Annotated in this window: 18 protein-coding genes; 7 read left to right on the top strand and 11 right to left on the bottom strand. The window is 66.8% G+C overall.

All coding sequences use genetic code 11. From position 1 onward, the window contains the following. Positions 1 to 11 precede the first annotated feature (11 nt). The 5 genes from WFK61_RS18770 to WFK61_RS18790 all read right to left on the bottom strand — a co-directional run bounded on the left by WFK61_RS18770 (position 12) and on the right by WFK61_RS18790 (position 6,147). The gene (locus tag WFK61_RS18770; protein ID WP_336813606.1) at positions 12 to 1,499 is read right to left on the bottom strand and encodes a M81 family metallopeptidase; all 1,488 of its coding nucleotides are present in this window, start codon (positions 1,497 to 1,499) and stop codon (positions 12 to 14) included. Between the two features lie 18 nt (positions 1,500 to 1,517). Further along, on the bottom strand, positions 1,518 to 2,366 hold the full coding sequence (locus WFK61_RS18775) for an ABC transporter permease (protein ID WP_336813607.1): 849 nt from the start codon (positions 2,364 to 2,366) through the stop codon (positions 1,518 to 1,520). Beyond that, positions 2,366 to 3,310 carry an ABC transporter permease gene (locus WFK61_RS18780; RefSeq protein WP_336813608.1) on the bottom strand — a complete coding sequence of 315 codons (945 nt, stop codon included), beginning with the start codon at positions 3,308 to 3,310 and terminating at the stop codon, positions 2,366 to 2,368. The genes WFK61_RS18775 and WFK61_RS18780 overlap by 1 nt, the downstream gene beginning before the upstream one ends. A 210-nt stretch (positions 3,311 to 3,520) precedes the next feature. Next, entirely contained in the window at positions 3,521 to 5,059 is a 1,539-nt protein-coding gene (locus tag WFK61_RS18785; protein WP_336813609.1) for an ABC transporter substrate-binding protein, read from the bottom strand. 56 nt (positions 5,060 to 5,115) lie between these two features. After that, a complete protein-coding gene (locus tag WFK61_RS18790; protein WP_336813610.1) occupies positions 5,116 to 6,147 on the bottom strand; it encodes a succinylglutamate desuccinylase/aspartoacylase family protein in 1,032 nt (343 codons plus the stop codon). Between the two features lie 79 nt (positions 6,148 to 6,226). Between WFK61_RS18790 and WFK61_RS18795 the strand changes: the two genes are divergently transcribed. Next, positions 6,227 to 6,985 carry a GntR family transcriptional regulator gene (locus WFK61_RS18795; RefSeq protein ID WP_336813611.1) on the top strand — a complete coding sequence of 253 codons (759 nt, stop codon included), beginning with the start codon at positions 6,227 to 6,229 and terminating at the stop codon, positions 6,983 to 6,985. Further along, complete coding sequence (locus tag WFK61_RS18800; protein ID WP_336813612.1) at positions 6,982 to 8,178, top strand: mandelate racemase/muconate lactonizing enzyme family protein; 1,197 nt, start codon at positions 6,982 to 6,984, stop codon at positions 8,176 to 8,178. The genes WFK61_RS18795 and WFK61_RS18800 overlap by 4 nt, the downstream gene beginning before the upstream one ends. A 176-nt stretch (positions 8,179 to 8,354) precedes the next feature. Here the strand turns inward: WFK61_RS18800 and WFK61_RS18805 are convergent, their stop codons facing one another. Beyond that, complete coding sequence (locus tag WFK61_RS18805) at positions 8,355 to 9,722, bottom strand: sigma-54-dependent transcriptional regulator (RefSeq protein ID WP_336813613.1); 1,368 nt, start codon at positions 9,720 to 9,722, stop codon at positions 8,355 to 8,357. Continuing rightward, positions 9,719 to 11,539, bottom strand: a complete 1,821-nt coding sequence (locus WFK61_RS18810; protein WP_336813614.1) for a sensor histidine kinase — start codon at positions 11,537 to 11,539, stop codon at positions 9,719 to 9,721. Before WFK61_RS18810 ends, WFK61_RS18805 begins: the two co-directional genes overlap by 4 nt. Before the next feature lie 207 nt (positions 11,540 to 11,746). Between WFK61_RS18810 and WFK61_RS18815 the strand changes: the two genes are divergently transcribed. Continuing rightward, positions 11,747 to 13,078 carry a dicarboxylate/amino acid:cation symporter gene (locus WFK61_RS18815; protein WP_336813615.1) on the top strand — a complete coding sequence of 444 codons (1,332 nt, stop codon included), beginning with the start codon at positions 11,747 to 11,749 and terminating at the stop codon, positions 13,076 to 13,078. 73 nt (positions 13,079 to 13,151) lie between these two features. Here the strand turns inward: WFK61_RS18815 and WFK61_RS18820 are convergent, their stop codons facing one another. From WFK61_RS18820 to WFK61_RS18830, 3 genes are all read right to left on the bottom strand, one after another. Beyond that, complete coding sequence (locus tag WFK61_RS18820) at positions 13,152 to 14,351, bottom strand: mandelate racemase/muconate lactonizing enzyme family protein (protein ID WP_336813616.1); 1,200 nt, start codon at positions 14,349 to 14,351, stop codon at positions 13,152 to 13,154. A gap of 71 nt (positions 14,352 to 14,422) precedes the next feature. Further along, positions 14,423 to 15,187, bottom strand: a complete 765-nt coding sequence (locus WFK61_RS18825; RefSeq protein ID WP_336813617.1) for an SDR family oxidoreductase — start codon at positions 15,185 to 15,187, stop codon at positions 14,423 to 14,425. A gap of 2 nt (positions 15,188 to 15,189) precedes the next feature. Next, positions 15,190 to 15,948: a FadR/GntR family transcriptional regulator gene (locus WFK61_RS18830; protein WP_336813618.1), complete on the bottom strand. Its 759-nt coding sequence runs from the start codon at positions 15,946 to 15,948 to the stop codon at positions 15,190 to 15,192. Positions 15,949 to 16,080: 132 nt separating this feature from the next. On the opposite strand from WFK61_RS18830, the gene WFK61_RS18835 reads away from it, so the two are divergent. The 4 genes from WFK61_RS18835 to WFK61_RS18850 all read left to right on the top strand — a co-directional run bounded on the left by WFK61_RS18835 (position 16,081) and on the right by WFK61_RS18850 (position 20,147). Next, positions 16,081 to 17,091, top strand: a complete 1,011-nt coding sequence (locus tag WFK61_RS18835) for a DctP family TRAP transporter solute-binding subunit (protein WP_336813619.1) — start codon at positions 16,081 to 16,083, stop codon at positions 17,089 to 17,091. Between the two features lie 95 nt (positions 17,092 to 17,186). Next, complete coding sequence (locus WFK61_RS18840; RefSeq protein WP_336813620.1) at positions 17,187 to 18,200, top strand: TRAP transporter substrate-binding protein; 1,014 nt, start codon at positions 17,187 to 17,189, stop codon at positions 18,198 to 18,200. Positions 18,201 to 18,300: 100 nt separating this feature from the next. After that, positions 18,301 to 18,870, top strand: coding sequence for a TRAP transporter small permease (locus tag WFK61_RS18845; protein ID WP_336813621.1), 570 nt, complete (start codon positions 18,301 to 18,303; stop codon positions 18,868 to 18,870). Then, a complete protein-coding gene (locus WFK61_RS18850) occupies positions 18,867 to 20,147 on the top strand; it encodes a TRAP transporter large permease (protein ID WP_336813622.1) in 1,281 nt (426 codons plus the stop codon). Before WFK61_RS18845 ends, WFK61_RS18850 begins: the two co-directional genes overlap by 4 nt. Positions 20,148 to 20,166: 19 nt before the next feature. On the opposite strand, the gene WFK61_RS18855 is transcribed toward WFK61_RS18850, so the two are convergent. Then, positions 20,167 to 22,458, bottom strand: coding sequence for a glycoside hydrolase family 31 protein (locus tag WFK61_RS18855; protein ID WP_336813623.1), 2,292 nt, complete (start codon positions 22,456 to 22,458; stop codon positions 20,167 to 20,169). Positions 22,459 to 22,462: the final 4 nt, after the last annotated feature.

A 22,462-nucleotide genomic window follows, 5' to 3' on the forward strand; every position in this document is an offset into this window, starting at 1 on the left:
AGGTCTTCTCCTCACAGTTCGTAGATCGTGGCGCGGGGCGCGAAGGTGACGCCCTCGTCGAGCGGATAGATCGGCCGGGCGCAGATGGTGTGGCCAAGGCTTTTCAGGTTCGCGGAGGTCGCGCCGGGCGCGTCGATGTTGAAGTTCCGCGCGCACCACTGGTCGAACATGTGGAACTCGGTGTGGGGCGACTTCACCACGATCAGGTCGAAATCGGTCGGGTCGATGCCGTTGGCGTAGTACATCGCGCGGTCGAACAGGCTGACCGAGCGGCTCATGACGACGACTGTGACATTGTCCCAGGTCAGCACGGCGGTAGGTCCCGCGCTGAGCGGCGCCTTCATCGTCTCCAGCGCCGCCTCGCCGTCCGAGAGCAATTTGACCTTGGCCTTGACCTGCATCGGCGGGAAGCGCGCCGGATCGATCGAGCCGCCGAGCGCGACCTCGATCGTCGCGCCGACACCGGCCTTATGCGCGGCGGTGGCGGCCGGGGCGTCGACGATCTGGGCCAAGACCCGCTTGCCGTAGCCGGCCGCGCGCAAGGCGGCGAGGATCAGGTTGCTGTCTCCAGAGGCGCCGGACGAGGTCGCATCGGCGGCATCGGTGAAGATCACCGGGCCGTCGATGCTGCGCGCCTGAGGGATGGCGCGATCCAGCGGCACGAGCTTGCCCTGCATGCGGAAGCGCAAGGGCCAGAATTCCTCGGCGAGCCGGATCGCCTCGCGCTCGGCCGTCGCGTTGTCGCCATCGGTGAGGATCAGCACCTGCGAGCAGAGTTCGGGGACATCGGTGAAGGGATTGCCGATCATGATGCCGGCCGCGAGCGCCCGCCCCTCCTCCTCCAGCCGGCGGCATTCGGCCAGAAGCTCGCCATAGCAGCCGGTCTTGGTGATGAGCTCGTCGCCGCGCACCAGAGCGGGAATGACGACGCGGGCGGCGACGGGCCTGATGCCGCCGGCCATCAGCTTCAACAGCAGCTCGGCAGCGCGCCGGCCGGTATCGGCGAAGTCGACATGGGGATAGGTCCAGTAGATCGCGAAACCGTCGACATTGCGCAGCATCCGGTCGGTCAGGATGCCGTGGAGGTCGAGCGAGATGACGATCGGCATCTCCGGGCCGACGCGCTCGCGCAGCTTCTCCAGCAGGTAACCTTCGGGATCGAGCTCGCCATCGGCACCCATCGCGCCATGCAGCGAGACATAGATGCCGTCGATGCGATCGAGCCTGGCGAAGATCGCGGCGAGGATTTCCTCCGAGAGCTTCTTCCAGCCTTTGGCCGAAAGCAGGCCGGCGCTGCCGGAGCGTGCGCAGATCGTCGGCACGATCTCGATATCGGGCCTCGCCTCGAAGACCGCGAGCGCGCCGCCCAGCTCCTGGTTCTGGCCGCGCTGGACGTAGAGACCGTCGCCATGGTGGATCAGGAAGTTCTCGTAATGCGATGGCAGCGGGTTGAAGGAGGAGATCTCCTGCTTGCAGTCGGCGATCAGGATGCGCTTCATCGGGCGGCTCCAGCGAGTTCAGAATTTCAGGCGTGGGTCGAGCACGTCGCGCAGGCCGTCGCCGAGCAGGTTGAGGCCGAGCACGCAGGCGATGATCGCGAGGCCCGGAAACACCGTGATCCAGGGCGCCTCGCGCATGAAATCGCGCCCCTGGGCGATGATCGAGCCGAAGGAGGCGGCCGGCGGCGGCGGGCCGGCACCGACGAATGAGAGCGCGGCCTCGGCCAGCACCGCGATGGCGAAGACATAGGTCAGGCGCACGATCAGCGGGCCGGCGACGTTGCGCAGCACATGCTTGAACAGAATGGTCCATTCGCCGACGCCGATCGAGCGGGCCGCAGCGATATATTCCTGCTCCTTCTCGATCAGCACCGAGGCGCGGACGATGCGGGCCGTATGCGGCGTCGTCGCGATGGCGAGTGCGATCACGACATTGGTGAGCGAGGCGCCGAGCACCGCAGAGACGACCATGGCGAGCACGATCGAGGGGAACGCCATCAGCGCGTCCATGATCCGCATGATCGGCTGGTCGAGATGGTAGAAATAGCCGGCGATGGCGCCGCAGAGCGTGCCGGCGATGCCGGCCAGCACCACCGTGAAGGCGCCGATGGCGAGCGAGATGCGGGCGCCGATCATCACGCGCGAGAGGATGTCGCGCCCGAAATGATCGGTGCCGAACCAGTGCGCGGCGCTGGGCGCGGCAAGGCGGGCGCGGACATTGCTCTTGAGCGGATCGAAGGGCGTCAGCCAGTCGGCGGCGAGCGCGACCGCGACCATCACGAACACCAGCACGGCCCCGATCACGAAGGAGCGGTTGCGCAGCAGGCGTCCCCAGAGGGCGCGGCCGACGAGTGGCGTGCCCTGCATCAGGCCAGCCTCACCCGCGGATCGACCACGGCGTAGAGGATGTCGACGACGAGGTTGATCGCGAGATAGACGACCGCGAGGAAGAGCAGGCCGCCTTGCAGCACCGGGAAATCGCGCGAGGCGATGGCTCCGACGATCAGGCGGCCGATACCGGGGATGGAGAAGACCTGCTCGACGATGACGGCGCCGCCCAGCAGAGCGCCTGAGACAATGCCGATGACGGTGAGGATCGGGATCATCGCGTTGGGCAGCGCGTGGCGCAGGACGACATGGAGCTTGGCCAGCCCCTTGGCATCGGCGGTGCGGACATAGTCCTGGCTCAGCGTGTCCAGCATCGAGGCGCGCGCCATGCGGGCGATGAAGCCGACCTGAACCAGCCCCAGCGTCAGCGCCGGCAGGACCATGCCGCGCAGCCATTGGCCCGGCGATTCCATGAAAGGCGTGAAGCCACCGCTCGGCAGCCAGCCGAGCGAGACCGCGAAGACCAGCACCATAACGAGGCCGAGCCAGAAATCCGGAACAGAAAGCCCCAGCAGCGCCGTGGTCATCACTGCCTGATCGGGCCAGCGGTTGTGATTGACCGCCGCGACGATGCCGGCGGCGACGCCGAAGAACACGGCGAAGGCCAGCGCCAGCGCCGCCAGCGAGAGCGTGACCGGCAGGCGCTCGATCAGGGCCGCCGTCACCGAACGGTTGAGCAGGATCGACTGGCCGAGATCGCCGCTGAGGATGCGCCCGTACCAGCCGAACATCTGCTGCGGCAGCGAGAGATCGAGCCCAAGCGCGCTGCGCAGCTTGGCGACCTGCTCCGGCGTCGCTGAGGCGTCGAGAAAGGCCGCCGCCGGATCGCCCGGCACCAGCCAGATCAGCGCGAAGGACATCAGCGAGACCAGGACGAGCACGAGAAAGGCGCCCGCGAGCCGGCGGATCAGGAAATGTCCCATGCCGCCCTCCTTCCGAGCGCCAACAGTTCATCGAGACAAGTGCGGGTCATCCCGGGCGACCGAAGGGAGACCCGGGATCCATGCCGGCGCACTTCCGATGAAGGCTCAGGCATGGATCCCGGATCAGCGCGGCTGCGCCGCTTGTCGGGGATGACGCCGTTGTTGTGTTGGTGGTCGAGGCTGGTGGCGGCCGGCATCGACCACACAGGCTCAAGGCTCCAGCCAGACGCCCCACATGCGCGGGATGCGATAGGGCTTGAAGTTCTTGAGCTTGGCCGTCGAGGCCTGGAAGACACCGTAATTGCCGGCCTTCATCGCGATGGCCGCGTCGTACATGTGCTTCTGGAAGGCGTCGAAGAGGGCCTTGCGCTTGGCTTCGTCCATCTCGGCGTTGAAGGCGGCGGCGATGCGGTCGATCTCCGGGTCCTTCGCCTGCTGCGAGAGGCCGTTGACCCAGGGCGCCATCACCGAGCCCGGCCCCTCATAGGGCTCGATGCCGAAGCCATGCGTCCAGAAGGTCCAGCCGGTCGGGGTGAAGCCGATCTTCGAGACGGTCGGCCAGTCGGAGACGGCGATATCGACCTCGACGCCGATCTCCTTCAGCTTCTGCTGGACCAGCGTCGCGGTATCGACATTGGGGCGCAGGTTATCGGTGATGAAGGTGATCTTGCCGCCCTTGTAGGAGGATTTGGCGAGCAGCTCCTTGGCGAGCTTGATGTCGGACTTGTTGTACTTGTCGCTGCCGACGGTCGAATGGAAGGCCGCACCCGGATAGAGCCAGCTCGGGTCCATCTGGTAGATGTCGGCATAGGAGATCGCCATGATCTCCTCCATGTCGAGCGCCGCCTGGACGGCGAGGCGGAAGTTCACGTCATTGGCCGGGGCCTGGGCCTGATTGAACTTGATGACCTGCAGGCCGAACGGCATCACCTTGTGGATGGTGAAGCGGTTGTCGGTGCCCAGCCGCTTCGCGGTCGGGCCGTCGACGGTCTCGTTGAACTGGATCTGGCCGGCTTCGAGCGCAGCCGTGCGAGCGCCGCCTTCCGGCATGAAGCGGAAGGTCACGGTATCGAGGAAAGCTTCCTTCTTGCCGGCGAAGCCGTCGCGGCCGGTGCCCTTCGGATTGGGCGCATAACCGTCATAGCGCGTCAGCTTGACGTGGCTGTCCGGCCTGTACTCGACGAACTTGTAGGGACCGGTGCCGATGACTTCGATCTTGCCGGCCTCCTTGGCGGCCTCGCTCGCCGGATAGATCGCGATCGGCGCGCGCGGCGAGGAGAGATTGTCGAGGAAGGTCGACTGCGCCTGTTTCAGCGTGACCGTGACCTCGTGCTCGCCGCTCGCCTTGATCGTGTCGATGGCCGCGACCAGCGCCGGCGAGGCGCCAACCTTGCGGTAGCGCTCCAGCGAGGCGACGACATCCGCCGCATCGAGCTTCTTGCCGTTATGGAAGGTCACGTCCTTGCGGATTGGGAAGACATAGGTCTTGCCGTCGGGCGAGACCGTCACGCCCTCGGCCAGTTCCGGCACCGGCTTGGCGTTCTCGTCGCGGGCATAGAGCGTCTCGAAGATGTGGAGCGTGACGTTGCGCGAGGCCTGCGCCGAGGTGATCTGCGCATCGAGCGAGGGCGGCGCTTGGCTGATGCCGATGACGACGTCGCCGCCCTTGCGCTGGGCGAGCGCGGACTGCGCCCCTCCCAGCATGAGCGCCGCCGCGAGCGCGGCGCCGAAGATGATGTGCTTTGCCATGTTCTTGTCCCCTCAGGATTGATGGTCAGGCACGTTGTGGTCAGGCGTAGTTTCCTTCAGGCGGCGGCGCGCACCGCGTCGTAATCCTCCATCAGCACGGCAACCGCGTCGCCGCGCTGGACGCGGCCCGGCCCCGCCGACATCCAGAGCACGCCGTCGCGGCGATAGCGCACCTCCAGCGGGTCGCGGTCGACGTCCTCGACGAAATGCAGGTAGCCCGCGAGATCGCCCGCCCGGCAGAGATCGCCGACGACGTTGCGCGGCTCGAACAAGCCGCCGGCCGGCGCGAAGGAATAGCCGGCGGCGTCGCGCACCATCATGTGGCGGGTGCCGGGCGAGCCGTCGCGCTGCGTCGTGTCCGGCTTGCCGTCCATCAGGCCGAAATGCTTGAGGATGTTGGTCAGTGCCCGGTCGGCGATGCGCACGCCCTCGACATTGACCCGCCCCCAGCCGCCGAGCTCGGTGCCGAGCGAGAGGATGCCGCGGCGCTCGACCGAGGAGGTCAGCGTCGCGCCCTCGTCCACGCCCCAGAACACGACATTGTAGGGCGCGCCGAAGGCTGCAGCCGCCGCCATGGTGCGCTCGCGCAGGGCAGCGTCGGCGACATAGTGCATGTTGGTCGAGAGCGCCGAGTCGCCGGAATGCCCGGCCGTGTGGAGATCGACGGAGATATCGACCAGCGGCAGCACCACGCTATCGACGAAATGCGCCAACATCTCGGAGAAGGTGCCGCGCGGATTGCCCGGGAAGCAGCGGTTCATGTCGCGATTGTCGACCGGCGAAAGCCGTGTGTCGTTGAGCACGGCCGGCATGTTGAGCGCCGGGATCATGATCAGCCGCCCCTGCACCTTGGCCGGATCGAGGCTGCGGGCGAGGCGCGAGACCGCGATCTGACCCTCGTATTCATCGCCATGGACGCCGCCGGTGAACAGGATGGTCGGGCCGGAGCCGTTCTTCACGCTGATCACGGGGATTTCGACCACACCCCAGCCGGAGGTGTTGCGCGACAAGGGCGCCCGCAGATAGCCGGCCTGCCTCCCCGAAGCTTCAAAGTCGATCTCGCACCGAACCCGGCTTTCCGACGCCATAGCGAACCCCTCCTCGCTCTTGCGTTTCGTATGATTGTATACGATCATACGACCTGTCAAGCGAAGGGCGGAAAGCCGAATGACGGATACGGGCGAGCGAGTGCGGGCAACCGAAGCAGTGGCGCAGGAGCGTGCGAAAGGCTCGGGCCCCGACTGGCAGCCCTTGCAACCGCAGACACTCGTCGACCATGCCATCGAGGCGATCATCGCCGGGGCTGCCGCGGGGCTGATCCTGCCGGGCGACCGGATCGTCGAGGTCGATCTCGCCCGCAAGCTCGGGGTCAGCCGCGTGCCGGTGCGCGAGGCGCTGCGCCTGCTCGAAAGCCAGGGCGTGGTGGTCAGCGAACCCTACAAGGGCATCCGGCTCCGCCCCGTGACGAACGAACGGGTCTCGGACTTGATCGAGGCGCGGATCGCGCTCGAAGCGAGCGCGGTCGTGCGTGCCGTCGCCGCCGGCCGCAACCGCGGCTCCCATCTCGACGAATTGCGCGCAGCCGTCGCCGAAATGGAGCTGATGGCAGCGCGCGGCAGCGCCTATGGCGTCGCGGTCGCCGATACCGGCTTCCATCGCGCGCTCTGCCGGCTCGGCGGCAACAGCGTCACCTTCGACCTGTGGGAGACGCTGGCGCCGCAATGCACGATCATCTTCGGCCTTGCCACCTTCGGCAAGCCGATGGCCGGCGTGGTCGAGGAGCATGTCGACCTGCTCGCGGCCTTCGAGGCCGGCGATATCGCGGTGATCACGCGCACGCTCGACGAGCATATCACCGTCATGAACCACGCGATGGATTACGAGGCCATCGTCGCCCAGCGCCGCAAGGAAAGGGATTTGCCGTGAACGACCAGCCCATCCAGACGCGCGCGGCCGGCCGGGCGGCGGGGCTCCCGCCCTTCCGCATCACCCGCATCGAGGCGGCCCCCCTCTTCGGCGAGAGCCCGAAAGGCGGCTGGTCGGCCGAAATCCGGCCGGAGGATTCGATCCATGCGCTGATCGCGGTGCATACCGACCAGGGCCTGACCGGCTATGGCAGCGTCTTCACCGATGGCCGCCTCGTGCAGGCCGGCCTGAAGGTGCTGGAACCGCTCTTCCTCGGCGCGGACGCGCTCTCCCCCGATTTCGTCAGCGAGAAGCTGCACCAGAACACCTTCTGGATGGGGCGCGGCGGCACGCTGACCCACACGATCAGCGGCATCGACATCGCGCTCTGGGACATTCTCGGCCAGGCGACAGGCCTCAGCGTCGGGCGCCTGCTCGGCGGGCGCTATCGCGAGCGCGTGCAGCCTTATTGCTCGCTGCTGATGGAAGAGCCTGATGCAATGCGGGATGTCGTCGCGAGCTATCGCAACAAGGGCTTCAGCGCCTTCAAGATCGGCTGGGGCCCGTTCGGCCGGGCGCTCGACGTCAAGCTCGACGAGGCGATCGTGCGTGCGGCACGCGAGGCGGCGGGCGAGAAGTCCAAGCTCTTCGTCGATGCCGGCGCCAGCGACGCGCTCTGGCCGCATGGGCTGAAATGGGCCAAGCGCACCGCAGAGATGCTGGCCGATTACGAAGTCGGCTGGTTCGAGGAGCCGGTCAGGCCGGATGCCATCGACGATTATCGCGAGTTGCGCCGCTCCTCGCCCGTGCCGATTGCCGGCTGCGAGGTCCTGACCCGGCGCCAGAGCTTCATTCCCTGGCTGACCACCGGCGCGCTCGACATCGTCCAGCCCGACGTCACCAAGGTCGGCGGCATCTCGGAGCAGCGCCGCATCGCCTGGATGGCCTATGATCTCGGCATCAAATATGTCGGCCATGGCTGGAACACGGCGCTCGGCCTCGCCGCCGACCTGCAGATGGCCTGCGCCTTCCCCGATGCCGATCTCGTCGAGTTCATCGGCGGCAGTCCTTATGTCGACGGCATCCTGGCCAGGCCCTTCGCGCTCGACGCCGAGGGCTGGCTGACGATTCCCGACCTGCCGGGGCTCGGCGTCACGATCGATCGCGACAAGCTCGGGCGGTATACGCCGGACCCGCAAGCGCTGTTCATGTGACGGCTGGGGGAACTGACGGCGTTCCTAATGAAGCACGGGTCATCCCGGACGGAGCGTAGCGGAGATCCGGGATCCATGCCTGAACCTTAATCGGAAGCGTTCCGGAATGGATCCCGGGTCAAGCCCGGGATGACCCGCGTGTTTCCGAAAATAGTCGGCAGGTTATTGCGACCAATTCACTCCGCTATCGCATAGGCGGCGCGGTCGATGCCGTGGCGGGTGAGCTTGTCGTAGAAGGTCTTGCGGGGGATGCCGAGCATCTCCAGCGTCGCGCGGACATCGCCGCGATTGGCCTCCAGCGCCTCGCGGATCAGGTTGGCCTCGATTGCGTTGAGGCGATCCGGCAGGCTGGCGACCGGGGTATCGAAGCGGTTGGGCTGCGCCGGCAGGTCGCCGGACAGGCCGAGCGCAACCCGCTCGGCGAAATGGACGAGTTCGCGGACATTGCCCGGCCAGTCGTTCTCGACCAGATGGCGCTCGACGGCGCGATCCAGCGTCGGCACCGGCCGGCGATACTTTTCCGCCGCGCGGGCCAGAAAGCGCGTGAAGAGCAGCGGAATGTCGCGCCGGCGTTCGCGCAATGGCGGAATGCGCAGCGCCACGACGTTGAGCCGATAATAGAGGTCCTCGCGAAAATCGCGTCGCTGGGCGGGGTCGCCGAGATCGGCCTTGGTCGCGGCCACGACGCGGAGATCGACGCGGCGAAGGTCGTTCGAGCCGAGCGGCGCGATCTCGCGCATCTCCAGCACGCGCAGCAGCTTGACCTGGGCCGAGGGCGGCATGCTCTCCAGCTCGTCGAGGAAGAGCGTCCCGCCGCTGGAATGCTCGATGCGGCCGATCCGCTTCTTCTGCGCGCCGGTGAAGGCGCCGGGCTCGTAGCCGAACAATTCGCTCTCGATGACGCTGTCGGGCAGCGCACCGCAATTCAGCGCGACGAAAGGCTTGTCACGACGGCGGCCGAGCCGGTGCAGCAGGCTGGCGACGACCTCCTTGCCGGTGCCGGTCTCGCCGAGCACGAGCACGTCGACATCGACATCGGCGAGTTCGCGGATGGTCTGGCGCAGGCGCGTGATCGCGGCGGTCTCGCCGATCAGTGCGGTCTCCTCCTCGCCCTGTTCGGCCAGCGCCCGCAACCGCCGGTTCTCCAGGACGAGCGCGCGCTTCTCAGCGGCACGCCGGAGCGTCTCCACGAGACGCTCGCCGGCATAGGGCTTGGCGATGAAGTCATAGGCGCCCTCGCTCATCGCGCCGACGGCGGTGGCGATATCGGCATGGCCGGAGATCATGATCACCGGGATATCGGGATCGAGCTCCCGCAAGCGCCGGAACAGTTCGATCCCGTCCATGCCGGGCATGCGGATATCGGTGACGACGATGCCCGCGTAATCCGGCCCGATCCGCTCCAGCGCGGCCTCCCCGGACGGCAGCGCCACCGCCCGGAAGCCCGCGAGGCGCAGTGCCTGGACATTGGCGTCGCGCAGGTCGGGATCGTCATCGACGAAGGAGACCTCGATCGCGGCGACGGAGCCTGCGGAATCGCTCATGCCGCCGCCCTTTCGAGAGTGATGACGAAGCTGGCGCCGGCGCCGGGCGCGCTCGTCGCGGTCAAGGTGCCGCCGAAGGAGACGATCATGTCCTGCGAGATCACCAGCCCGAGACCGAGCCCCTTGGGCTTCGAGGTGCTGAACGGGGTGAAAAGCTGTGCCAGCGCCTGCTCGGACAGGCCGGGGCCGCGATCCGTGATCACGATCTCGACCCGCTCGTCCTTCGGGGTGACCGTGATCGCCAGCGCAGGCTCTCCGCCCTGCCCGCCTTCCATCAACGCCTCGATGGCATTGCGCAACAGGTTGACGAAGACCTGCTCCAGCTCGATCGGGCGGGCGATGACATGGACCGGTTCCGGCGGGGTGGTGACGAGCGGGGCCACGGCCGCCTGGCGCAAGGGGCCTTCGAGCAGGGTCAGGGCGCCATCGATGATCGTGCCGATCGGGACCGGGGCCAAGGGCTCCTTGCTGCGGCGGGCGAAGCCGCGCAAAGCCTCGGTGATCGCGCCGATCCGGTCCGTCAGCGAGACGATCCTAACCAGCGCCCCGTCGGCATCCGCAGATTCGGCGCGCTTGAGGAAGGTGCGGGCATTTTCGGCATAGGTGCGCAAGGCCGCGAGCGGCTGGTTGACCTCATGGGCGACGCCTGCCGTGATCTGGCCGAGCGTCGCGAGGCGGTTGGCCTTGGCCAGTTCCTCACGGAGATTGGAGAGACGTTCCTGCGCGCGGGTGCGCTTGGCCATCTCGGCGACGAGGCGTTCATTGGCACCGGCAAGCTCCGCCGTGCGCTCGGCGACGCGTTCCTCCAGCTCGGCCTTGGAGCGGGCGTCGGCCTCCTGCCGGGCGAGATTGCGCTGGCGGCGATAGAGCGCGAAGCCGGCGAGCGCTGCCCCCGGCATGAGCAGCAGCGCGGCCAGCGCCTGCGATTGCGAGCGCCCCGCCGTGATCGCGGCATCGACGGGTTGGAGCACTTCCAGGAGCCAGTCCGTCGTCGCGACCGGCTGGCGGATGCGGACATAGCGGCCGGCGAAGGCGCCTGTGCCCTGAACGAGATCGCCGCGCTCCTGCAGCGGCAGCAAGGTCAGCGGCGCGGTGCCGAACTGGAGCGAATCCCGGATCGCGGCCGCGGTCGCCGCATCGAGCGGCGCCTCGACGCGGAAGCGCCAGTCCTCCACCGTCGAAAGCAGCACGACGCCACGCTTGTCGACGACATAGGTCTGCCCGCCGAGCGCGCGCCAATCCGCCTCGACGCGGTCGAACTCGGCCTTGACGACGATGACGCCGAGGCTGCGGCCGCCCTCCTCGATCCGCCGGGTGATGTAGAGGCCGGGGCGCTGGCTGACCGTGCCGAGCGCGAATTGCTCGGCTGCGCCATTGGCAACGGCGCCCCTGAAATAGTCGCGGAAGCTGTAGTCGCTGCCGACGAAGCTCGTCGGCTCGTTCCAGTTGCTGGCCGCGATCGCGACACCGTCCGGGCCGAGCAGATAGATCACAGCCGTGCGGGCCTCCTTCGCGATCGCCTCCAGCTTGAGGTCGAGCCCATGGCGGCTGCCGCCGGTCAGGGCCTGCCGGACATCGGGATCACGGGCCAGGATGACGGGAAGCGCACGCTGCTTCTCCAGCTCGCCGCGCAGAATCGCCAGCGCCAGCGTGCCGCCATCGGTTGCCCGACTTTCGGTCGCGGCGATGGCGCGGCTGCGACCGATCTCGCCGGCCGCGAAGAGCGAGGCGACGGCCAGCGCCGCCACGACCAGCCCGAAGACCAGCCAGCGCTGCGTCGCGGCATTCTTCCATGGATCGCGCCCGGAACGGCTCATCTCTCAGTCGTTGTGCGGAATTCCGCACAAATCAAGAGGCCGCGTGCGGAAACCCGCTCGGCGCCTTCGCAAACTGATTCCGCCGGAAATCGCAACTCATTGATTTCACTTGATTTCCTTAATTGAGATCGGTTGGCACGCGGGTTGCGAAAGAGGGACAGCGGTTTCGAACAAAACCAAGACGACCGCCGACCCAAGGAGCAGAACATGGCGACCCCGATCATCGCGCCCGCTCAGCCGGCGCGCCCGAAGAAGTTTTACCAGCATCTCTATGTGCAGGTGCTGTTCGCCATCGCGGCGGGCATCCTGCTCGGCCATTTCTGGCCGGAACAGGGCGCCGCCCTGAAGCCGCTCGGCGATTCTTTCATCAAGCTGGTGAAGATGATCATCGCGCCGGTGATCTTCCTGACGGTCTCGACCGGCATCGCCGGGATGACCGACATGAAGAAGGTCGGGCGCGTCGCCGGCAAGGCGATGATCTATTTCCTCTGCTTCTCGACGCTGGCGCTGATCGTCGGCCTCGTCATCGGCAACCTGATCCAGCCCGGCGCCGGCCTGCACATCAATCCCGCCAGCCTCGACGCCAAGGCCGTGCAGGGCTACGCCGCCAAGGCGCATGACACGAGCATCGTCGGCTTCCTGCAGAACATCATCCCGGAAACGATCGTCGGCGCCTTCGCCTCGGGCGACATCCTGCAGGTGCTGTTCTTCTCGGTGCTGTTCGGCCTGTCGCTGGCCATGGTCGGCGAGCGCGGCAAGCCGGTGCTCGATTTCCTGCAGGCGCTCTCGACCCCGATCTTCAAGCTGGTCGCGATCCTGATGAAGGCCGCCCCCATCGGCGCCTTCGGCGCGATGGCCTTCACCATCGGCCGCTACGGCATCGGCTCGGTCGCCAACCTCGCCTTCCTGATCCTGACCTTCTACATCACGGCGGCGGTCTTCGTGCTGGTCGTGCTCGGCGCCGTCGCCCGCTATAACGGCTTCTCGATCCTGGCGCTGATCCGCTACATCAAGGACGAGATCCTGCTCGTCATCGGCACCTCCTCCTCGGAAGCGGCGCTGCCGAGCCTGATGGAGAAGATGGAAGCCGCCGGCTGCAAGCGCTCGGTCGTCGGGCTCGTCATCCCGACCGGCTATTCCTTCAATCTCGACGGCACCAATATCTACATGACGCTGGCGGCGCTGTTCATCGCGCAGGCGATGGATATCCACCTGCCGCTCGGTGATCAGATCCTGCTGCTGCTCGTGGCGATGCTGTCCTCGAAGGGCGCGGCCGGCATCACCGGGGCCGGCTTCATCACGCTCGCCGCCACGCTCTCCGTCGTCCCGGCCGTGCCGGTCGCGGGCATGGCGCTGATCCTCGGCATCGACCGCTTCATGTCGGAATGCCGCGCGGTCACCAACTTCATCGGCAATGCCGTCGCCACGGTCGTGGTGGCGCGCTGGGAAGGCGAGCTCGACGAGAACCGCCTGAAGGCCGCGCTGGCCGGCGAGCTGCCGGACTTCCTCGACGAGCCGCTGATGGCCCCGGCCGAATAAGCCGGACAACGCCAAACAGAAAGCCGCCGCCGGCATCCCGGCGGCGGCTTTTGTGTTTCAGAACGCTGCGATTTCAGAGCGTCGAACGGCGCACGGTCAGGTCGGAGCGCTCGTAGACGGCCGGCAGCAGGTCGACGCCGAGGCCCGGCGCTTCCATCGGGTAGACATAGCCGTTCTCGATGCGCGGCATCTCGGTGACCAGCTCCAGATACCAGCCGCGATAGAAGGCGCGCACCGATTCCTGGATCAGCGTGTTCGGCTGGCTGAAGGAGGTGTGGACCGCCGCGACGAAGCCGACCGGGCCGATGCAGTCATGCGGCGCGAAGGGGCGGTGCCAGGTCTCGGCCAGCGCCGCGATCTTGCGGCCCTCGGTCAGGCCGCCGGTCCAACAGAGATCGACCATCACGACATGGGCGGCGTCGCGCTCCAGCATGTCCTTGTAGGGCCAGCGCGAGCCCAGCGTCTCACTGGCGCAGACCCAGACATCGGTCGAGCGGGCGTATTCGGCGAGCGCCTGCGGCGAGTTCATGCGGATCGGGTCTTCGTACCAGGTCGGCTTGTAGGGCTCGAGCACGCGGGCGATCTGCTTGGCGGTCGGCAGGTTCCAGAGCGAGTGGAACTCGACCATGATCTCCATCTTGTCGCCGACGGCCTTGCGAATCTTTTCAAAGGGCTCGACGGCCTTCTTCATCTGCTCGGCGGTGATGTAGAGGCCCTGGTTCTCGATCGCAGGCGGATCGAACGGCCAGATCTTCATGGCGGTGATGCCCTGCTCCAGCAGGTTCTCGGCCAGCGCATCGGCGCGGTTCATGAAGCCGTCGAGATCCTCATAGGGGCTGCCCTCGTCGCCCAGGCTCCAGTTCGAGACCGGCTTGATGTTGCTCGAACGAACGTAACGGGTGCCGGCGCAGGTGTTGTAGATGCGCTGCTTGTCGCGGCAGAGGCCGCCGAGCATCTGATGCACCGGCAGGCCGCAGACCTTGCCGAAATGGTCCCAGAGCGCGATGTCGATCGCCGAGGTCGCGCGGGATTCCGCGCCGGTCGAGGACTGCGCCATCGGCAGATTGGTCATCTCGCGATGCAGCGCCTCGATATGCAGCGGGTTCTTGCCAAGCAGACGGCCGGCCAGCGTGTCATGGATATGCGCCTCGACCGAAGCCGCGCCGTAGAAGGTCTCGCCGAGCCCGATATGGCCGGAATCGGTGTGAACGCGGACCCAGAGCACATTGCCGAACTCCTCGGCGCGCAGGGTTTCGATGGCGGTGATCTTCATGGCGTTTCGTCCTGTTCAATCTGTCGCGAGCAGGCGCGAAGCCCCTCGCCGCTTGTCGGTTATCGGGGGGCTCACAGCACCGAGATCATGCCGCCGTCGACATAGATGATCTGGCCGCTGACATAGTCGGACGCCGAGGAGGCGAGGTAGACGCAGGTGCCGGCGAGTTCGTCCGGGCGGCCCCAGCGGCGGGCCGGCGTGCGACCCTTCACCCAGGCATCGAAGGCAGGGTTGTCGATCAGTGCCTGATTCATGTCGGTGAGCATGTAGCCGGGGCCGATGGCGTTGGCCTGGATGCCGAGCTCGCCCCATTCGGCCGCCATGGCCTTGGTCAGCATCTTGATGCCGCCTTTCGCCACCGTGTAGGGCGCGACGGTCGCACGGGCGAGTTCGCTGGTCAGCGAGCCGATGTTGATGACCTTGCCATGACCGCGCTTGGCCATGCGGCGGGCCGCCTCGCGACCGACCACGAAGGCGCTGGTCAGGTTGGTGTCGAGCACGCGGCGCCAGTCGGCCGTTTCCAGCTCCAGCATCGGCTTGCGGAACTGGATGCCGGCATTGTTGACGAGGATGTCGACCGCGACACCCTCGGCATCGAGCGCGGCGAAAGCGGCGACGACGGCCTGCTCGTCCGTCACGTCGAAATTGAGTCCGCGCGCGGTGTGGCCGGCCGCGTTCATCGCGGCGACCGCCTCGGAGAGGCGGCCGGCATCGGCGCCGTTGAGGATGATGCTCGCGCCCGCGGCCGCAAGCCCTTCAGCCATGGCACGGCCGAGCCCGCGCGAGGAACCGGTCACGAGCGCGGTGCGCCCCGAGAGATCGAAGGGAGAGGTCAAGCTCAAGCGTCCTGTTTGGGCGTGGACTGGATGGCCGGATGGGCCGGCACCGTGCCGCTCGCGGCAAGCTGAGCAGCGTAGCGGCGATAGGATTCGCCGATATGCTTGCGCATCGCCTCGCCGGCGCCGGCCGGGTCGCGGGCGCGGATGCGGCCGAGGATGGCGGCATGGTCGGCGCGGCGGATCGCGATGTTGGAATCCTCGCCGCGATCCTTGTCGCGCATGCTGCGGATCGAGTTGAGCAGCGGGCTGGAGACGAACTGGAGCACGGTCAGGAAGAGCGGATTATGCGCCGCCGTGGCGATGGCGAGATGCAGCGCGAGGTCATGCGCGGCACTGTCCTCCCCCGCATCGTCGGCGGCGTTCAGAGCAGCCTCGGCCGCGTCCATCCGGGCGAGATCCTCCGGCGTATGGCGTAGCGAGGCCAGTTGCGCCGCCTCGACTTCCAGCCCGAGGCGGAATTCCAGGAATTGCAGGATCGACTGCTCGGAGGCCGCGATCTCGGCGCGGCGCAGCCGCAGGTAATCCTGCTGATTGACGAAGAGCCCCAGCCCGCGTCGACTTTCGACGATGCCGTCGGCCTTCAGATAGGCGATCGCCTCGCGCACCACCGGCCGGCTGACACCGAGCTGGCGGGCCAGCTCCGTCTCGGAAGGCAAACGCGCGCCCGGCTGCAAGGCGCCCGAACGGATCGAGGTCGCCAGCGCGGTGGCGGCGTCGCTCGCGAGATTGGGGCGTGATCCGATGGATGAGAGCTGCATGGCGGGTTCCTGCTGGGTCATCATTGTCACGTTGTCAGTTGTTTGACAACCTGACTTCTGCCGCGTTATGGGTGCCGCAACGGCGCCCGCCCCCAGAGCGACAAAGCGCGCCAAGCACAGGGAAGGCCCGCCATGTTCAACGGAACCCGCCGGACGCTGCTCGCTGCCGGAGCGGCGCTTGCCGCCACAGGTCTCGCGCCGGCCAGCGCGCAGAACGTGAAGACCGCCAAGCTCGGCCACTCCTTCGCCGACTCGCATCCACGCGCCACCGCGATGCGCCGCTTCGCGGAAGAGGTCGCCAAGGCGACGAATGGCAGCGTCAAGATCGATGTCTTCGGCAATGCCGCGCTCGGCTCCGAGGAGAAGATGCTGATCGCGACGCAGGCCGGCACGATCGATTTCTACATGGGCGCGCTCTCGCCGATCGCGGCGCGCAAGAAAGAGCTGCAGATCTTCGATTTCCCGTTCCTGTTCGCGACCGATGCCGAGGCCGCCGCCGTGCTCGACGGCCCCGCCGGCAAGCGCCTGCTGGACGGGCTGGCCGACATGAACCTGCAGGGCCTGGCCTGGTCGGGCGGCGCCTTCCGCAACCTTTCGAACAGCAAGCGGCCGATCGCCACGCTCGCCGACATGAAGGGCCTCAAGGTCCGCGTCATGCAGAGCCCGATGGCGCTGGCGAGCTTCAATGCCATGGGCATGAACGCCGTACCGATGGCGTTTACCGAGGTCTACACCGCCCTGGAGACAAAGGCGCTCGACGGCTACGAGCACCCGTTCGTCGACATGTACGCGAACAAGATGTTCGAGGTGCAGAAGTACCTGACCGTCACCAACCACGTCTACACGCCGGTCGCGCTCGTCGCCTCGAAGAAGTTCTGGGCTTCGCTTTCGCCCGAGCAGCAGGCGGCCGTGCAGAAGGCGGCCGAGACGACCCGCACCTTCCAGCGCGAGGCGGAGCTGCGCGAGGCGGGCGAGGTGCTCGGCGAGCTCAAGGCCAAGGGCATGGCGACCACCGAGATGCCGGCGGCCGAACTCGACGCCATCCGCAAGGCGATCCAGCCGGTGATCGAGAAGAATACCGAGACGATCGGCGCCACCTTCGTCAACGACTTCTACGCCGAGATCAAGAAGCACCGGAAATGAGCCCCCTGCCCTCGGCGGTGGAAAACGCCGCCGGGCGGTTGAGCCTGCCTTCGTTCGATGACACATCCGCAGCAACTGTTCCGGAGACGAGTATCGTGACCAACACCCACCCGACACGCTTCGCTTTCATCGCCGCGCTGGCTGCGGCCCTGCTGGGCTCGACGGCCGCTATGGCCGAGGTCAAGGCCAAGATCGGCCATGCGATGCCCGACACCCATCCGCAGGCGACCGCCGTCGCCAAGTTCGCGGAACTCGCCAGCACCTACACCAATGGCAACGTCAAGATTCAGGCGTTCCACTCGGCCATGCTCGGCAGCGACGAGAAGCAGCTCCAGGCGACGCAGGCCGGCACGCAGGAATTCTACATCGGCACGCTCGCGCCGCTCTCGACCCGCGTGAAGGAAGTCCAGGTCTGGGACCTGCCCTTCCTGTTCCAGAACGAGAAGGAGGTCTACGCGGTCCTCGACGGCGCCTCGGTCAAGAAGATCTTCGACAAGATCGAGCCGAGCGGCCTCGTCGGCCTGACCTGGACCGGCATGGGCTTCCGCAATCTCTCGAACAGCCGCCGCGCCGTGAAGACGGCCGAGGACGTCAACGGCCTGAAGCTGCGCGTGATGGCGAACCCGGTCGCGCTCGACACCTGGAAGTCGATCGGCGCCAATGCCGTGCCGATGGCCTTCTCGGAGGTGTTCACCGCACTCGAGGTCAAGGCGCTCGACGGCCAGGAGAACCCGCTCCAGCACATGTGGGCGAACAAGATGCAGGAGGTGCAGAAGCACATCTCCATTACCAACCACGTCTACACGCCGGTGGCGCTGGTCGCCTCCAAGAAGTTCTGGGACACGCTCTCGGCCGCCGACAAGGCCGGCGTCCAGAAGGCCGCGACCGAGGCCGGCCTGCTGCAGCGCAAGCTGCTCGACGAGGGCGACCGCGACGTGATCACCAAGTTCAAGGAAGCCGGCGTGTCCGTCGACACGGTCTCGGCCGACGACCTGCGCAAGGTGCAGGCCAAGGTCCAGCCGGTGGTCGACAAGTTCAAGGGCCAGATCGGCGAGGAGTTCGTGAACGGCTTCGTCGCCGAGATCGAAAAGGCCCGCGCCGCCAAGTAAGGCACGCGACGACAGCCGGCCCGAGCGGCCGGCTGTCCTTTTCCAGATACCGGCGCCGAGCCGGCGATCCCCTTCCAAAGTGCCGCCGGCGAGGTGACCGATGACCAGCCTGCTCAAGACCGCGACGGACGGTTTCTACCGCCTGATCGAGGTCATTCTCGTGATCTGCATGGCCGTGATGCTGGTCATGGTCTTCGGCAACGTGATGCTGCGGATCTTCTTCAACACCGGCATCGACCTGTCCGAGGAAATCCCGCGTTTCGCCTTCGTCTGGATGACCTTCCTCGGCGGCATCATCGGCCTGCATCGGCGCAGCCATCTCGGCGTCGACATGGTGGTCCAGGCGTTGCCCATCCTCGGCCGCAAAGTCTGCTGGGCGATCAGCCAGGTCATCATGCTGATCTGCGCGCTGTTCATCTTCTACGGCACCTATCTCCAGCACGACATCATCGCCGGCAATTCCTCGCCGGTCGCGCAGCTCAGCATGATCTGGGTCTATGGCGTGAGCTATGTCACCGGCGCCGCGATCGCGCTGATCTGCCTGTCGAACCTGATCCGCCTCGCGCTGGGGCAGGTTGCCGACGACGAGCTGATCGACGTGCACGAGGAGGGAATGGCCGAGGGCCTCGAAGCCGAGCGCGACATGAAGGCGCAGGGAGCCAAGCCGTGATCGTTTTCGTTTTCATCACGTCGCTGCTCGGCCTGATGGCGCTGGGCATGCCGGTCGCCTTCGCGCTGATCGGCTGCGGCCTCGCCATGATGCTCTACATGGGCATCTCGGACCCGCAGATCATCATCCAGAACATGTGGGACGGCGCCAACTCCTTCCCGCTGCTGGCCGTGCCCTTCTTCATGCTGGCCGGCGAGCTGATGAATGCCGGCGGCATGACGCGCCGGATCATCACCATGGCGATGGCCTGGATCGGCCATATCCGCGGCGGCCTCGGCTATGTCGCGGTCATCGCCGCGGTCATCATGGCCTCGCTCTCAGGCTCGGCCGTCGCCGACACGGCAGCGCTCGCCTCCGTGCTCGTGCCGCTGATGCGCAATGCCGGCTACGACATCAACCGCTCCTGCGGCCTGATCGCCTGCGGCGGCATCATCGCGCCGGTGATCCCGCCCTCGATCGGCATGATCATCTTCGGCGTCACCGGCGGCGTCTCGATCACCAAGCTGTTCATCGCCGGCATCGTGCCGGGCGTGATGATGGGCATCGCGATCATGCTGGCCTGGCGCTGGAGCATCAAGCGCGACAACCCGCGCGTCGAGCCCAAGCGCAGCATGCGCGAGCGGCTGGTCGAAACCCGCAATGCCGGCTGGGCGCTGGTGCTGCCCCTGGTCATCATCGGCGGCCTCAAGGTCGGCTGGTTCACCCCGACCGAGGCTGCGGTCATCGCCGCCGCCTATTCGCTCTTCGTCGGCGTCTTCATCTATCGCGAAATCAAGATCCCCGACCTGTTCGGCCTGATGTACCGGGCGGCCGAGACCACCGCCGTCATCATGTTCCTGGTCGCGGCGGCCGGCGTTTCCGCCTGGCTGATCACCACGGCCAACATTCCCCAGCAGGTCGCCGACATGGTCGCGCCCTTCATGGAGAACAAGACCCTGCTGATGGCCATCCTGATGGTCATGGTCTTCATCGTCGGCACGGCGCTAGACTTCACGCCGACGGTGCTGATCCTGACCCCGGTGCTGATGCCGGTGGTCAAGCAGGCCGGCATCGATCCGGTCTATTTCGGCGTGCTGTTCATCATGAACAACGCCATCGGCCTGGTGACGCCGCCGGTCGGCACCGTGCTGAACGTGGTCTGCGGCGTCGCCAAGGTGCCGATGACCGGCGTGATCAAGGGCGTGACGCCCTTCATGGTCGCCCAGCTCATCGTGCTCGCCCTGCTGGTGATCTTCCCGCAGATCGTGATGTGGCCGCTGCAGATGATGTCGCGCTGAGACGAGCGATGCGCGGGGGCTAGTTCGCCCCCGCTCCCATGGCGATGTTGCGGATCGCGATACGGTCGAAGAACGGATCGCAATCCCCTTCCTGATCGACCGCGATCTCGCCGTCCTTCACGCTGAAGCGGATGACGGTCGCCCCAGCGCCGCGCCAGTCGGCGGTGTCGCCGTCATCCTCGTAGAGCTCTCCGGTCGCCCCCTCGACGAGGCCGCAGACCAGGATCTCGCGGAGATCGTCGATGCCCTCGGGATTGCCGAGCGGGATCAGCGCGCCGGCCCGGACGAAGACGGGCAGGCGGCCGAGCGGGGCTGCAACCGTCACGACCGCGCCACCGTCGAAATGCTGACCCGTATGCCAATCATACCAGCCGCCTGCATGGACCGGCAGGTAGACGCTGCGCTCACGCGCGCCCTCTTCCAGCACCGGCGCAACCAGCACGTCCGGCCCGAGCATGAAGGCGTCGTCGGTCTTCACGGCGGTAGCATCCTGCGGGAAATCCCAGAGCAACGGGCGGATCGCCGGGGTGCCGTCGCGGCTGGCGCGCCACATCAGCGTGTAGAGATAGGGCATCAGCCGGTAGCGCAGCGAGATCGCCTCGCGCACCTGCGGCACCATCTCCGGGTACATCCAAGGCAGGTTGACGACCCCGTCATCGTTCCAGGAATTCATGACCATGCGCGGCCAGAGCGAGCAGAACTCGTTGAAGCGCGCGAAGAGCTCGGGGCCGGGCGTCGGGCCGTGGAAGCCGCCGACATCGTGGCCGATCGAGAACATGCCCGACAGGCTCATGTTGAGGCCTTGCGTCAGGTTGTAGCGCAGCGTCTTCCAGGCGGTCTCGTTGTCGCCCGACCAGGTCTGGGCGTAGCGCGAGATGCCGGCGCAGCCGCCGCGCGTGATCGCATATTGGCGCTTGCCGGGCTGGCGATCGGCCTGCGCCTCGTATGAGAGCTTGGTCATCAACAGCGGCTGGGCCGGGCGCGCCAAAGCCTGCCGGAACGGGCGACCGTCGCCGTCGCAGTGCGCGTCCTCGTCCCAGATCTCGTATTCGTTGTTGTCGTTCCAGACGGTGGTGAAGCCATAGTCGAGCAGCGCGGTCTCGATGCCGTCGCGCCACCAGGCCCGGCCCTTCGGGTTGGTGTAGTCGAGATGGAAGCCGAGCCCGTCCCAGAACTGCGCGACGGCCGGCTTGCCGCTGTCGCCGTCGCGAACGAGGAAGTCGCCGTCGAGCGCCTCTTGCAGGCGCGGATGGTCGTCGAGCAGGCAGGGCTTGAGGTTCGCAACCGTGAAGATGCCGACATCGTTCAGGCGCTGCATCGTCGCCTTCGGATCGGGGAACTTGTCCCGGTTCCAGTTGAAGGCGTAGCGGCGGTGGCCGATCTGGGTATAGCCCGAGCCGAAATGGAAGCTATCGCAGGGGATGCGATGCGTCGTGAGCTTGCCGATGAAGTCGCTGATGCGGGCATCGGCATCGGGCGCATCGGCGATCGCCATCGAGGTGACGCCGAAGCCGAAGGACCAGAGCGGCGCGAAAGCCTGCCCGCCGGTCAGCCAGGAGAAGCGCTTGACCACGTCCGGTACGGTTGGGCCAGCCATCACATAGTAATCGAGGTCGCCGTCATCGCCTTTCCAGGAGCGAAACAGGCCGTGATAGTTGTCGAGCGTGCAGCCGAAATCGACGCTGCCGGTCGAGAGGTTGTCGTAATAGATGCCGTGAGCCCCCGCCGGCCCATCGACGATGAAGAAGGGCAGCATCTTGTAGAGCGGATCCGACAATTCGGCGTCGAAGCCGCAGGGGTCGACGGCATCGATGGCGAAGCGGCGGCCAGTGCGATCGAGCGGGCCGGCCTTGTCGCCGAGCCCGTAATGGCGTTCCGCGTAGTCCCGCGCCATGAAATGGGCGAGCGCGCCGGTGCGCGGTGAGACCAGATAGGCCTGTGTCGTGCGGTCCTGCAGGAAGGGCTTGTCCTCGCCGGCGCGGCGCCAGGCGATACCGAAGGGCGAGAGCGTGACTTCGGCGGTCAGCCCCCCCGCTGCGACGGCGACCTTGTCGGCGTCCGCCCGGATATCCGTCCTTGGGCAGGCGAAGCCGTCGAGGCTGTCGCGCGGGCGCCCTTCATAAGGCGGCTCCAGCCCGCCAGGTGCGATCGACCAGCCGCGATCGAGCCGGTAGCCGTCTTGCGGCTTCAGCGTGACGCGGCCGATATCGCCTTCGAGGATGCGCACGATAAGCGTATGGCCGAGCCCGAGATCGAACAGGGCGGCTTCGCCATCGCGGCCGAGATAGCGGCCTTGGCTGAGGGCTTTCATGGAA

Source organism: Allobosea sp. MMO-172 (assembly GCF_037147855.1).
Lineage (GTDB): Bacteria > Pseudomonadota > Alphaproteobacteria > Rhizobiales > Beijerinckiaceae > Allobosea.